This is a genomic window from Anaeromyxobacter terrae, assembly GCF_022690685.1.
Lineage (GTDB): Bacteria > Myxococcota > Myxococcia > Myxococcales > Anaeromyxobacteraceae > Anaeromyxobacter > Anaeromyxobacter terrae.
This window is the reverse complement of sequence record NZ_JALCYY010000049.1, coordinates 25264-38002: the sequence shown is the minus strand read 5'-3', so window position 1 is coordinate 38002 and position 12739 is coordinate 25264. Positions and strand designations below refer to the sequence as shown.

13 protein-coding genes and 1 pseudogene are annotated in these 12739 nt (G+C 76.2%); 9 read left to right on the top strand and 5 right to left on the bottom strand.

Features of this window, described 5'->3' with window-relative positions; genetic code table 11:
* The 7 genes and pseudogenes from MNY62_RS19100 to MNY62_RS19070 form a co-directional block, all read left to right on the top strand.
* Positions 1 to 335, top strand: a pseudogene (locus tag MNY62_RS19100) (shikimate dehydrogenase (NADP+)); the annotation flags it as partial.
* Positions 332 to 1477 carry a chorismate synthase gene (gene aroC, locus MNY62_RS19095; RefSeq protein WP_242345905.1) on the top strand — a complete coding sequence of 382 codons (1146 nt, stop codon included), beginning with the start codon at positions 332 to 334 and terminating at the stop codon, positions 1475 to 1477. The pseudogene MNY62_RS19100 and the gene aroC, both read left to right, overlap by 4 nt.
* Positions 1458 to 1955: a shikimate kinase gene (locus MNY62_RS19090; RefSeq protein ID WP_242345903.1), complete on the top strand. Its 498-nt coding sequence runs from the start codon at positions 1458 to 1460 to the stop codon at positions 1953 to 1955. Before aroC ends, MNY62_RS19090 begins: the two co-directional genes overlap by 20 nt.
* Positions 1952 to 3121 (top strand): 3-dehydroquinate synthase, encoded by a 1170-nt coding sequence (locus MNY62_RS19085; RefSeq protein ID WP_242345901.1) that lies wholly within the window; start codon positions 1952 to 1954, stop codon positions 3119 to 3121. Before MNY62_RS19090 ends, MNY62_RS19085 begins: the two co-directional genes overlap by 4 nt.
* Positions 3118 to 3585: a type II 3-dehydroquinate dehydratase gene (gene aroQ, locus MNY62_RS19080; protein ID WP_242345900.1), complete on the top strand. Its 468-nt coding sequence runs from the start codon at positions 3118 to 3120 to the stop codon at positions 3583 to 3585. The genes MNY62_RS19085 and aroQ overlap by 4 nt, the downstream gene beginning before the upstream one ends.
* 98 nt (positions 3586 to 3683) lie before the next feature.
* Positions 3684 to 4688 carry a glycosyltransferase gene (locus MNY62_RS19075; protein WP_242345898.1) on the top strand — a complete coding sequence of 335 codons (1005 nt, stop codon included), beginning with the start codon at positions 3684 to 3686 and terminating at the stop codon, positions 4686 to 4688.
* Positions 4689 to 4806: 118 nt separating this feature from the next.
* On the top strand, positions 4807 to 5892 hold the full coding sequence (locus MNY62_RS19070) for a DUF4303 domain-containing protein (protein WP_242345896.1): 1086 nt from the start codon (positions 4807 to 4809) through the stop codon (positions 5890 to 5892).
* 43 nt (positions 5893 to 5935) lie between these two features.
* Here the strand turns inward: MNY62_RS19070 and MNY62_RS19065 are convergent, their stop codons facing one another.
* Positions 5936 to 6829: an RluA family pseudouridine synthase gene (locus MNY62_RS19065; RefSeq protein WP_242345895.1), complete on the bottom strand. Its 894-nt coding sequence runs from the start codon at positions 6827 to 6829 to the stop codon at positions 5936 to 5938.
* A gap of 76 nt (positions 6830 to 6905) precedes the next feature.
* On the bottom strand, positions 6906 to 7190 hold the full coding sequence (locus MNY62_RS19060) for an FmdB family zinc ribbon protein (RefSeq protein ID WP_242345893.1): 285 nt from the start codon (positions 7188 to 7190) through the stop codon (positions 6906 to 6908).
* A gap of 145 nt (positions 7191 to 7335) precedes the next feature.
* Between MNY62_RS19060 and MNY62_RS19055 the strand changes: the two genes are divergently transcribed.
* Entirely contained in the window at positions 7336 to 8706 is a 1371-nt protein-coding gene (locus tag MNY62_RS19055) for a hypothetical protein (protein WP_242345891.1), read from the top strand.
* A gap of 27 nt (positions 8707 to 8733) precedes the next feature.
* On the opposite strand, the gene MNY62_RS19050 is transcribed toward MNY62_RS19055, so the two are convergent.
* Complete coding sequence (locus tag MNY62_RS19050; RefSeq protein WP_242345889.1) at positions 8734 to 9066, bottom strand: hypothetical protein; 333 nt, start codon at positions 9064 to 9066, stop codon at positions 8734 to 8736.
* Positions 9067 to 9269: 203 nt separating this feature from the next.
* Here MNY62_RS19050 and MNY62_RS19045 point away from each other — a divergent pair, with 203 nt between their 5' ends.
* A complete protein-coding gene (locus tag MNY62_RS19045) occupies positions 9270 to 9716 on the top strand; it encodes a CoA-binding protein (RefSeq protein ID WP_242345887.1) in 447 nt (148 codons plus the stop codon).
* Positions 9717 to 9752: 36 nt separating this feature from the next.
* Here the strand turns inward: MNY62_RS19045 and MNY62_RS19040 are convergent, their stop codons facing one another.
* Complete coding sequence (locus tag MNY62_RS19040) at positions 9753 to 10802, bottom strand: hypothetical protein (protein ID WP_242345886.1); 1050 nt, start codon at positions 10800 to 10802, stop codon at positions 9753 to 9755.
* A gap of 49 nt (positions 10803 to 10851) precedes the next feature.
* On the bottom strand, positions 10852 to 12651 hold the full coding sequence (gene hflX / locus MNY62_RS19035) for a GTPase HflX (protein WP_242345884.1): 1800 nt from the start codon (positions 12649 to 12651) through the stop codon (positions 10852 to 10854).
* Between the last annotated feature and the right edge of the window lie 88 nt (positions 12652 to 12739).

Genomic DNA, 12739 nt, shown 5'->3' with positions numbered 1-12739 from the left:
CCGCTCCCGGGACGCCGCCGCCGGTCGCCGTGCCGTGGGCGGCGCTCGGCGCCGAGGCGGACGCCGCCGCCGCCGTCGTGAACGGAACCTCGGTCGGGCTGCACGCGGGCGACGCGCCGCTCCCGCTCTCCGTCCGCGCCGGGCAGCTCGTCCTCGACTTCGTCTACGGCGACACCGCGCTCGCGCGCGCCGCACGCGAGGCCGGCGCGCGCCTCGTCTCCGGCGAGCGCGTCCTCGTCCGGCAGGGGGCGCTCGCCTTCGCGCTCTGGACCGGCCGCGCCGCGCCGGAGGCGCTCATGGCGTCCGCCATCGCCACGCCCGGGAGGGCCTCATGACGATCCGTTACCTCACCGCCGGCGAGTCGCACGGCCCCGCCCTCGTCGCCATCGCGGAGGGGTTCCCCGCGGGGCTCACCATCGACTTCGACGAGGTGAACCGCGACCTCCGCCGCCGCCAGAAGGGCTACGGCCGCGGCGGCCGGCAGAAGATCGAGAAGGACGAGGCCGAGTTCCTCGCCGGGCTGCGCGGCGGCGAGACGCTCGGCGCGCCCATCGCCCTCGTCGTCTGGAACAAGGACCACGAGAGCTGGAAGGACCTCGTCTCGCCCTACGCCCGCGGCGGGCGGCCGTTCACCCAGGTCCGCCCGGGCCACGCCGACCTCGCCGGCGCGCTCAAGTACGCGCGCACCGACGCGCGCGACGTGCTCGAGCGCGCGAGCGCCCGCTCCACGGCGGCGACGGTCGCGCTCGGCTCGCTCGCGAAGCAGCTCCTCGCCCACTTCGGCGTGAGGGTGTCCTCGCGCCTCGTCGCCATCGGCCCGCGCCTGCGCCACGTGGAGGAGCCGCCCACCGACGCCGAGCGCGAGGCGATCGAGGCCTCCGACCTCCACGTGGACGACGAGGCGGTCGCGGCGGAGTGGCGCGCGCTCATCGACGCGGAGAAGGCGCGCGGCGGCTCCATCGGCGGCGCCTTCGACGTGCACGCGACCGGGCTCCCCATCGGCCTCGGCAGCCACGTCCACCCCGATCGCCGCCTCTCCGCGCGCCTCGCCGGCGCGCTCTGCGGGGTCCAGGCGATCCGCGCGGCCGAGATCGGCGACGGCACGCAGGTCGCCCGCTCCGGCCCCGAGTTCCACGATCCCATCGAGTACGACGCCGCGCGCGGCTTCCACCGCCCGTCGAACCGCGCCGGCGGGCTCGAGGGCGGCATGACGGACGGCATGCCGCTCCGGGTCCGCGCGTACATGAAGCCCATCCCCACCATGCTCACGCCGCTCCCCACCGTGGACCTCGCGACCCGCGAGGCGACGCAGGCCCGCTACGAGCGGAGCGACGTGTGCGCCGTGCCGGCCGCCGCCATCGTCGGCGAGGCGGTGGTGGCGTGGGAGCTCGCGAACGCGTTCCTCGAGAAGTTCGGCGGGGACGCCATCGTGGACGTGGAGAAGGCGGTCCTCGCCTATGCCGCTCGGATCCGCTGAGACGCTCGCCCTCGCGGGCATGATGGGCTCCGGGAAGTCGACCGTCGCCGAGCACCTCGGCCGGCTCCTCGGGCGGCGCGTGGTCCACCTCGACGACGCGATCGTCCGGGCGGCCGGACGGCCCATCGCCGACATCTTCGCGGAGGACGGCGAGCCGCGCTTCCGGGCGCTCGAGCGCGAGGCGGTGGCGGCGCTCCCCGCGGGCGTCGTCGCGGACCTCGGCGGCGGGGCGTTCTGCGATGCGGCGAGCGCCGCCCGGCTCCTCGCGGTCGGCCGGGTGGTGTTCCTCGACGTGTCCGCGGCCGAGGCGGCGCGCAGGCTCGGCGCCTGCGGCGGCGACGCGGCCCGGCCGCTCGCCGCGCGCTGGCCGGAGCTCCTCGCCCGCCGCCTCCCCCTCTACCGCCGCGCCCACCTGACCATCGCCGTGGACGGGCTCTCGCCCGAGGCAGTCGCGCGGCGCATCCTGGAGTCGTTGTGACCGAGCTCGTCGAGGTGATCCCCGCCCGCCAGGGCGAGCACGAGTACCCGGTGCGCGTCGGCTCCGGCGCGGCGGAGCTCGTGGGCGCGCTCGCCGGCGAGCACGACCGCGTGGCGCTCGTCTCGTGCGCGCGCGTGCTCGCGACGCCGTTCGGCAAGCAGGTGCGCGCGCGGCTCGAGCGCGAGGCGCCGCTCGCGCTCGTGCACGTCCTCCCCGACGGCGAGCGCGGCAAGACCCTGCGCGAGCTGGAGCGCGGCGCGACCGCGCTGCTCCGCGCCGGCCTGACCCGCAGGAGCCTCGTCGTCGCGCTCGGCGGCGGGGCCGTCACCGACGCCGCCGGGTTCCTCGCCGCGACCTACATGCGCGGCGTCCGGTGGGTCGCGGTGCCGACCACGCTCCTCGGGATGGTGGACGCGTCCATCGGCGGGAAGACCGCGGTGAACCTGCCGGTCGCGAAGAACGCGGTCGGCGCGTTCCACCCGCCCGAGGCGGTGCTCGCCGACCCCGCCGCGCTCGAGACCTTGCCCGCGCGCGAGGTCCGCAGCGGCAAGGGCGAGGTGATGAAGTACGCCGCGCTGAGGCCCGATCTGCTCGAGGTGTTCGGGCCGCAGCTCGCCACCGCGGAGCTCGACCCGCTCGTCATCGCGACCTGCGCGCGCATGAAGGTGGACGTGGTCGAGGCGGATCCGACCGAGCAGGGGCCGCGCAAGCTCCTCAACCTGGGCCACACCTTCGGTCACGGCGTCGAGGCGGCCGGCGAGTTCTCCCGCTACACGCACGGCGAGGCGGTCGCCGTGGGGCTCGCGTTCGCGTTCCGCCTCGCGGCACGGCTCGGCCGCGTCGGCGCCGACGCGCCCGCCGCGGTCGAGGAGCGCCTCGCCGCGGCCGGCCTGCCCGTCCGCGTGCCCCGCGAGCTCGCCCGCGCGGCCGCGAAGCTCATGGCGTTCGACAAGAAGCGCGGCGACGGCGGGCTCCGCTGGGTGCTGCCCGTCGCGGTCGAGGGCGGGCGGTGGGCGGTCGAGTGGGACGTCGCGGCGGAGGCCGCCGCGGTGGACGCCACCGTCGCCGAGGTCGGGGCGCCCGCCCCGTCTCGCGCTTCGACTCGGACGAAGGGGCGCGCTACCCTCGCGCGCGGCCGCGGCGCGGCCGGAAAGGCAGCCCGATGATCCTCCTCGTGAACGGCCCGAACCTGAACCTGCTGGGGGAGCGCGAGCCCGACGTGTACGGGCGGACGACGCTCCCCGAGGTGGAGACGCTCGTGCGCGAGGCGTGCGCGGCCTGGAACGTGGAGGTGAAGGCGTTCCAGTCGAACCACGAGGGCGCGATCGTCGACTTCATCCACGAGCACCGCAAGGTCGCGCAGGGGATCCTCCTCAACCCCGGGGCGCTCACGCACACGAGCTACGTCCTCCACGACTGCCTGAAGTCCATCCCGCACGTGCCGGTGATCGAGGTGCACCTCTCGAACATCCACGCGCGCGAGGCGTTCCGGCGGACGAGCGTCGTCGCGCCCGCCTGCCGCGGGCAGATCGCCGGCCTCGGGATGCGCGGCTACCTCCTCGCCGCCGAGTGGCTGTGCGCCGAGATCGGCGCCGTGCCGGTCGAGCGGGAGGGCGCGCCGAAGCTCTAGGCCGCGGCGGAGCGGGGAGGTGTCTCCCCGGCCGGCCTGCGGGTGGCCGGCCGGCGCGCTGCCGCCCCGAACGCCGTCGGAGCCGCCCGCCAGCGAGAATGCCCCGCGTCGCCGTCCTCATGCCCGCCCGCGACGCCGCCGCCACGGTGCGGGCGGCGGCGGTGTCGATCCTCCGCCAGAGCGAGCGCGACCTCGCCCTCGTCTGCGTGGACGACGGGTCGAGGGACGGCACCGCCGAGATCCTCGAGCGGCTCGCCGCGCGCGACCGGCGCGTCGTCGTGGTGCGCGGCCCGGGGGAGGGCATCGCCGGCGCGCTGAACCGCGGCCTCGCCGCCTGCGACGCGGAGCTCGTCGCGCGGATGGACGCCGACGACGTGGCCCACCCCGCGCGGCTCGCGCTCCAGCGCGTCGCGCTCGAGGCCGATCCGTCGCTCGCCGCCACGGGCTCGCGCGTGCGGCTCTTCCCGCGCCGGATCCTCCGACCGGGCATGCTCCGCTACGCGGCCTGGCTGAACGGCCTCACGACGCCGGACGAGCTCCACCGCGACCTCTTCGTCGAGGCGCCGCTCGTGCACCCCGCCACCACGATCCGCCGTGCCGCGCTCGCGGCGGCGGGCGGCTGGCGCGACGGCGACTTCCCCGAGGACTACGACCTCTGGCTCCGCCTCCACGCCGCGGGCGGCCGGCTCGCGAACGTGCCGCGCACACTGCTCGCCTGGCGCGAGGCGCCGGCGCGCGCGACGCGCACCGATCCGCGCTACGCGCTCGCGCGCCACGTGGCCTTGAAGTGCCACCACCTCGCGCGCGGGCCGCTCGCCGGGCGGCGCGAGGTGGCGGTGTGGGGAGCGGGGGAGACCGGCAAGACCTTCGCCGACGCGCTCCTCCGCGAGGGCGTCCGCGTCGCGCTCTTCGTCGAGGTCGACCGGAACAAGATCGGCCGCCAGATCCGCGGCGCCCCGGTCATCGGCTACGGCGAGGTGGCGCGCGCGCGGGGGCTCCCGCTGCTGGTCGCCGTCGGCGCGCCCGGCGCGCGCGCGCTCATCCGCACGGAGCTCGAGCGAGCGGGGTTCGAGGAGCTCGCGGACTATCGCTGCGTCTGCTGACGCGGCGGGTCGAGCCGTCGTTCGCGACCGCGGGGGCCGAACCCGACCTCAGCGGTCCCCGACCGCGCCGGGGCGGGATGGCCTCCCGGCCGACGACGGGGCTACCGTCGCTCTCCAAGTGCGCGCGCCCTCCCACGCCGACGTCGGCCCCCCGGTAGCCCCATTCGACCTCGCCGCCTTCCGGCGCACGCTGACCGACCGGACCGCCGCCGCCGTCCGTGCGCTCCGCAAGCGCATCGGCTCGGAGACGCTCTACGCCTTCGCGCTCTACACCGACGCCGAGTCCGGCTACGCGTCGGTGCGCGCCTCGGCGAACACGGAGGAGGGGCTCGCGCGCGCGGCGACCGCGCGCGCCGCCGACGACCCGCGCTTCCGCGGCGAGGCGGGGCGGCGCCTCCTGCGCTGGTCTGCGGCGGACTGGGACTACCACGACTTCGACGCGGGGGTCCGGGAGGTGGCGCTGCCGGATCCGGCGGGGCGGCGCGAGTCGCAGGACCGCGCGATCCTCGCGGCGATCGTGGGCGCGCTCAAGTCGGTCGACCGCGCCGGCCTCTTCGGCCGGGGCGCCGATCGTGCGTTCCTCACCGTGAACGTCCTCTGCCCGCACCCGTCGCGCGCCTTCTTCGTCCGGAACCTGCGCGCCCTGAACCCGGTGCCGACGGTGGAGCGCCACCTGCGCGAGACGGACGCCGCCCCGCTCGTGCGGGCCGTGAACCGCGCGCCGCGGCGCGAGCGGATGCGGATCTGGCTCGCGCTGTACGAGGACCTGTACATGGAGTGGAAGACGCCCATCGCCGAGGAGGCGCGGGCGCGCGGCATGTCGCCGTGGGACGTGGAGGCCGAGCTCGTGAAGTTCGGGCCCAAGGTGGTGCCGAAGCTCATCGACCTACTCGCCCACTACGGGTTCGCGCCGCCGTTCGACTCCGCCCGCGAGCTCGAGACGCGCGAGGTGTGGCTCGCCGGCAGCGCGCTCTTCCTCGTCCGCCGCATCGGCGCGGTGCCGGAGGGGCAGATCCACCGGATGCAGACGCTCGTCGCAGCGTTCGTGGAGCGCGACCGGCGCCTCAAGATCGCCTCCACGCTCGCCGAGAACACCGCCCGCGTGCTGCACGAGCTCCGCCCGCGTCGGTTCCCCGAGAGCGTCATGGACCCGGCCACCTACAAGCTCCAGAACCCGGAGCCGTTCGTGCCGCGGCGGTCCTGAGCGTCCGCGGGCCCGGCGCGCGGCGCCGCCCCGACCGCGCGCGTCAGGGGAGGAGCGCGGCCTCGGCCGCGCGGAGATCCTCCGGCACGGGCGCCTCGAGGACCAGGCGCGCGCCGGTCGACGGATGATCGATCTCGAGCCGGCGCGCGTGGAGCATGACGCGCGGGATCGCCACCTCGCCCACGCGGCGAGGTCCGCCGTAGCGCGAATCGCCGAGGAGCGGCGCGCCGAGGTGGGCGAGGTGGACGCGGATCTGGTGCGTGCGGCCGGTCTCGGGCCGCGCCTCGACGAGCGCGGCGAGCGGGCCTTCGCGGAGCGTACGGTAGCGGGTCGCCGCGGCGTCGCCGCGCGGATCCACGCGGCGGAGCCCGGCGCGCGCCGGATCCTTCCCGAGCGGCGCGTCGATCCGCCCCTCGGGCGGCGACGGGGCGCGGGCGCAGAGCGCGAGGTAGGTCTTCTCCGGCGTTCCCGTGCGGAACGCCTCGGCGAGCGCCGCGGCCGCCGCCGCGCTGCGGGCGAGCACGGTGACGCCGCTCGTCTCGCGGTCGAGCCGGTGGACGAGCGTCACCGGAGCGCCGAGCAAGGCAGCGACGAGCTCGGGCAGGGTGCCCTGGTCGCTCGTGAGCGTCGGCTGCGACGGCACGCCGGCGGGCTTGTCCACCGCGACGAGGTCCTGGTCCGCGTAGATGAGCCGGGAGCGCTCGAGCGCGGCGAGCGCGGGCGCGGAGCGGCCCGCCTCCTCGAGGTTCACGACCACCTGCTGGCCGGCGTGGAGGAGCTTGCCGGACACCTTGCAGCGGCGCCCGTCGAGGAACACGCCGCCCGCGTCGAGCGCGCGCCGCGCGAGGCCGCGCGAGATGCCGCCGCGCGCGGCGATGAAGCGATCGAGCCGCTCGCCCGCGTCAGCCGCGGGGACGACGAGGGAGAGCCGCTTCAAGCGCGCGCCGAGGCGTTGCCCGCTCGCGCCCGCCCGCGTGCGCCGCAGCAGGGGATCAGCCCGAGCGGGCGGCGCATCAGCACGCGCCGGCGCCCTGCTTCGCGGGGCAGGTCGCGCAGGCGTCGGCCTTCGGCTCCGGCTTCGACTCGGGCTTGTCGGCCTTGCCGGTGATCGCGGCCGAGTTCCGGCCGTTGTAGTCCGTGATGTAGAAGCCCGAGCCCTTGAAGGCGAACGCGCTCGCGGACATGACCTTCGTCACCTTCGAGCCGCAGACCTCGTGGATCTCGAGCGGCGGCGAGGACATCTTCTGGAGGTGATCGAAGCGCCCGCACTTGGGGCACTCGTACTCGTAGATGGGCATACCCGTGAATCTCCGACGGGGAAGCTAGAATCGGCGGAACCGCTGTCAAGCGGCCGCCCGGCGCGGTAGGTGGGAGCGCCGTCGCCGCGATCCTGGTTCGCGCTCGGCGCCCGTCGCCCCACCGGGTCGGAGGAAGCCTTCTATCATGGACGCCCACCCGATGGATCTGCTGCCGGGCGAGCTCGACGCGCTCGGCGCCGCCCTCGACGAGGAGCGGTTCCGCCACGTCGCCGGGCTCGAGCCGGAGCCGGCGCTCGCCCGGCCGTTCGCCGCCCGGCCGCACGCGGCGCACCGCGACACGGTGAAGGCGCTGCGGGAGGCCGGCGACGCGCCGCTCGCGGCGCGGGTCGGCGCGCTCCGCGCCGAGCGCGCCCAGGCCGAGGACGAGGAGGCCTGGCGCGCTGCAGAGGCGCAGGCCGCGGCGCGCGGCCCCGATGGTAGGGCCTCCCTCGCCGCGCTCGAAATCGCGCTCCTGCGCGAGCGGGATCGGGCGCGCCGGCTCGAGCTCGCCGGTGCGGCGGCCGAGGCGCTCGCGCCGGCTGCCTCCCTGCGCGAGCGCGCCGCCGAGGCCCGCGCGCGGGCGCGGGCGGAGGTCGGGCTCGCGCCCGACTGGCGCATCGTGGTGGAGGGGGACGCGACGCTCGCCGCGTCCGACGACGCCTGGCGCGACGTCCTCGCCTTCGCCGCCCGCCGCGAGCTCGGGCTCGCGCCGCACCCCGCGGGCGATCTCGGTCGCGCCGACCTCCTCCACCTCGTCGAGGCGCCGCGGTACGACGGGTTGTTCCGCCCGGGCATGCTCCCCATCGCGCTCGAGCTCACGCTCGAGCCGCTCGGGCTCGACCTCGGCGGCGTGCGGATCGACGACGCCGCGCGTCCCGCCAAGTGGCCGGGCGCGCACGCGGTCGGCGCGCGCGTCTCGTTCCGGCCGCGCGGCGGCGCCGGCGACTGGCACGATCTGCTCGCCGCGGTGGCGCGCGCGTTCGCCGCGAGGGCGGTGCGCCCGCACCTGCGGGAACCGGTGCTCGGCGAGGCGCTCGCGTGGCTCCTCGGCTCGCTCCTCCTCGAGCCGCGCTGGCTCCACGATCGCGCGGACGTGGAGCGCCGCCAGGCGACGGACGTCGTGCGCGCCCTCGCGCTGCGCCGGCTCCTCGCGCTCCGCGCCGACGCCGCCGCGCTGCGCGTCGCCACCGAGGTGGAGCGGGGCCTCTCGGGCGCCGCGTGGCGGGAGGCGCACCGCGAGGCGCTCACGTCGGCCACCGGCGCGGAATGGGAGCTCGCGCGCGCCTCGCGCGACGCGGACGCGGCGCGGCTCGGCGCGGCGCTCGCGGGCGCAGGCGCGGGCGAGGCCCTCCGGCGCGGGCTCGTCGAGCGGTTCGATGAGGACTGGTGGCGGAACCCGCGGACCGCCGCCCACCTCGCCGGGCTCCTCGCGGCGGGGCGGCTCCCGGATGCGGCCGAGCCGCCGGCGCCGGTGGAGGCGGCGCGGCGGCTCGCGGGGAAGCTCGAGGGCAGGTGAGGGGCGGCCGGGCCGCCGTGGGGCCGACTATGTCTTCTTGCGGAGCGCGCGGACGATCTTCTCCTTCGTCCGCGAGGGGACCGGGGAGGGCGCCGGCCTCGCGCGCTCCTCGTGTGCGGCCCTGTGCTCCTTCCAGCGCAGATGGGCCTCGATCTCGTAGGCGAGCAGCTCGATCTCGAGGTCCGTGAGCCCCGCGCCCGCCTTCTCGAGCGGGGCTGCCCGGGGCGGCGCCGCGCCGAGGCGCATCCGGAGGACCTTCTCCTCCTCGGGCGCGAGCTCCTTCGCGGGAGCACGCCGGAGCGCGGCCTGGGCCGTGCCCTCGGTGACCACCGCGACGCCGGGCTTCTTCTTCTTGTCCATGGAGGTCATGGTAGGCGCGCACTGCCCCCTGTCCATTTTTCGCGAGCCCCTCGCCTGCAGAGCGGCCGTGGGATCAAGCCCACGATATCGCACACGAATCTCCCACCCTACCCGGAGTGATTTCGAGGCGATGGGGGACCCGCAAGCGCGGTTGCGCGAGCCCTTCCCAACCGGCATGTATCCCCTCCAACGGAGGAAGGGACATGCCTGACTGGCGCGACAACATCCTCGAGGACGACGGGGCGATCGGCGCACTCCTCCGGTCGACGCGGCGCGTCGCCGTCCTCGGCATCAAGACCGAGGAGCAGGCGAGCCAGGCGGCGTTCTACGTGCCGAAGTACCTGGCCGGCGCGGGGGCCGAGGTGGTCCCGGTCCCGGTCTACTACCCGGAGGTCCAGGAGATCCTGGGCCGGCGCGTGTACCGGAAGCTCGTCGACGTGCCGGGCGAGCTCGACCTCGTCGACGTCTTCCGCCGGCCGAGCGACGTCCCCGCCCACCTCGACGACCTCCTCGCGAAGAGGCCGCGCGCGGTCTGGCTCCAGCTCGGCATCCGGAACGACGTGGTCGCCGAGCGGCTCGCCCGCGCGGGCATCCAGGTCGTCCAGGACCGCTGCCTCATGGTCGACTGGAGGCGGCTCGTCGCGGGGTGAGCGGCGACGGTGCCCGTTGGGCGGGGTGACCCCGCGCTACTGCTCGTCGTCGACCGGCTCGGACCCGCCGGCCTCGGCCTCGGTCTTCTTCTTGAGGCCCGCGGCCTCGAGCGCGCCCGCAACGCCGGGCGGCTTGCGGACGTCGGGCAGCGGCGACTTCGGCGGCTCGATGGCGGCGACCTTGTCGCCGAGCGACGTCACCTGCGCGAGCAGCTCCACCGTGGCGCGCACGCCGGGCGCGTCCTTCACGGTGAATGCGCCCGCGAGCCTGAGGCGCAGCGGGGCGCCGGTCTCGGCGTCGAGGAGGAGCTCGCCCTCGGCCGACTCGGGCACGCGCCCGTCGAGGAACTTGAACCGGGCGGCGGAGTCGGGATCGGGCGTGCCGGCGGGGAGGACGCGAGGCTTCGTCCCCGCCGCGGCGCCGGGCGCGAGCGAGAGCCGGTAGCGGCGCGCGGTGCGGCCGAGCACGGTCGCGTCGCCGGCGGGCTCGATCGCGAGCGCGCCGCCGTAGAGCGCGGTGAGCGCGCGGCCGACGTGGAAGCTGTCCTCGCGGAACCGGCGCGCGTCGCGGCCGTGGTCGGTCGGGCGCTCGCGGAACGGCGCGAACCGGGCGCGCGCGTAGGTCATCCCGCCCGCGTAGACGATCTCCTTGCCGGTGTCGGAGCCGGGGCCGAGGCCGGGATCGACGTCCATCTCGACCCGGAACTCGCCGGTCGTGGCCTGGCGGATCCGGTGGCGCTCGAGCGCGTGGACCCGGGGCGGCGGCGGAGGTGGGGGCACGAACGGCGCCGGCTGACCCTCGGCGGCGGGCGGAGGGGGTGGCGCGGGGGACGGCGCGGGCTCGGCGGCGCCCTCGCTCGCGACCGTCCAGTCGATCGCCGCAGACCACTCGAAGGAGCCGAGGGCGCGGGCGACGTCGTCCGCGGAGAGGACCAGCGCCTCGCCCGGCCTGGAGAAGTCGAACGCGGGGTGCGCGGCGCGCTCCGCCTCGGTGCGGGCCTTGAGCCGCTCCTTCCCGCCGTCGGAGCCGGAGCGGGAGCAGGCCGCGAGGAGGGCGGCGAGGGCGAGGGCGAGCGTGCGGGTCATGCGGGCCGCGACTCTAGACCGGAAGGCACCGAGGCGCCACGGCGCCCGCCTACGACACCGGGAGCAGCCGCGAGGGCAGGAGCCGCCCTGGCGCGACCTCGGCCGGCGCGTCGCCCTCGCGGGCGGGCGCTCGCTCCGGGGCGGGCTCGTGCGCCTCGGCGCGCTGCGCGCCGAAGGTGGTCTTGGGCGCGCTCGCCTCGACGTCCGCGAAGGCGACGCGTCGCTCCGCCCAGAGCAGGCGATCGCAGAGGTGGAGGAGCTCCGCGAGCCCGTCGCGCGTCACCGCGGACACGGGCACGCCCTCCTCGCGGTGCGCGAGCGCGGCGCCCTCGCCGGGCGGCAGCCGGTCGATCTTGTTGAACACGAGCAGCCGCTGCTTCTTGTCGAGGGCGAGGGAGGCGAGGATCTTCTCCACCGCCTCGATCTGCTCCGGGTGGCGCGGGTCGGAGGCGTCGACGACGTGCAGCAGGAGGTCGGCGTCGGTGAGCTCCTCGAGCGTCGCGCGGAACGCGTTCACGAGGTCGGGCGGCAGGTCGCGGATGAAGCCGACGGTGTCGGTGATGATGACCTCGCGGTCCCGCGGGAAGCGGAGCCGGCGGCTCGTCGGATCGAGCGTCGCGAAGAGCTTGTCCTCGGCGAGCACGGCCGAGTCGGTGAGCGCGTTGAGGAGCGTCGACTTGCCGGCGTTGGTGTAGCCGACGATGGAGAGCACCGGCAGGCCGCGGTCGTTGCGCTGCTTGCGGCGGAGCTGGCGGTTCGAGCCGAGCGCCTCGATGCGTCGCTCGAGCGCGGTGATGCGGTCGCGCACGCGGCGGCGGTCGATCTCGAGCTTCGTCTCGCCGGGGCCCCGGCCGCCGATGCCGCCCGCGAGCCGGGAGAGCGAGTCGTCGCGGCCGACGAGGCGCGGGTAGAGGTACTTGAGCTGCGCCAGCTCGACCTGGAGCTTGCCGTCGGCGCTCTGCGCGCGCTGCGCGAAGATGTCGAGGATGAGCTGGGTGCGGTCGAGGATCTTGAGGCTCGTCGCCTCGGCGATGTGGCGCGCCTGCGAGGGGGAGAGCTCCGCGTCGAAGACGATCACCGTGGCCATGAGCTGCATCGAGCGCAGCACCACGTCCTCGAGCTTGCCCTTGCCGATGAGGTAGCGCGGGTCGGGATCGCGGCGGAGCTGGACCGTCGCGTCGATCACCTCGACCCCCGCCGTCCGCGCGAGCTCCTTCAGCTCCTCGAGCGAGGACTCCGCGTCGGCGCGGGTCCGGCCCTTGCCGCCGAAGCCGACCAGGATCGCCCGCTCGCGCCCGCCGGTGCGGCGCACCGCGCGCGCCCGGGCGAACTCCTCCTCGAGGGCGAGCGCGCCGCCGAGCGCGTCGTAGGCGAGGTCGTGGACGCTCGGCGCCTCCTCGTCCTTCCACATCGCGCCCTGCGCATTCTCCGGCACGAGGTGCGCGTAGTGCACCTTGCCCGGGAACCCGTCCTCGCGGACCTCGATCGCCGCGACGAGATCGAGGCGCAGGAGCGCGAGGTCGGTGTGGTCGTCGCGCGTGAGCGGCTCGCCGTTCAGGTGCGTGTGCACGAGCCGGAGGCCGCGCAGGCGGCTCTCGCCGGCGCGGCCGCGGCCGACGTCGGGCAGCTCGAGCTTGCGCGCGTCGCCGACGATGACCGAGTGCACGTCGCCCTTGCGGTCGAGGAGCACTCCGATCTGCCGGTTCGTCTCGTGCGACACCTCGGCGAGGTGGCGCGCGAGCTCCGGCGTCACGATCGAGCCGGCGTCGACGCGGCGGCGATAGGTGCGGCGGAGGGCGTGGAGCTGGGAGGGCTTGAGGCCGAGGGTGTTCCCGAGGACGTCTTGCATTCGCTGCCACGGAGCATAGCCACGCGCGGGGCGCCGATCGAGCGGATCTCCCCGGGCGGGCCTGCCGACGGTCGCTCAGCAGCCAGGA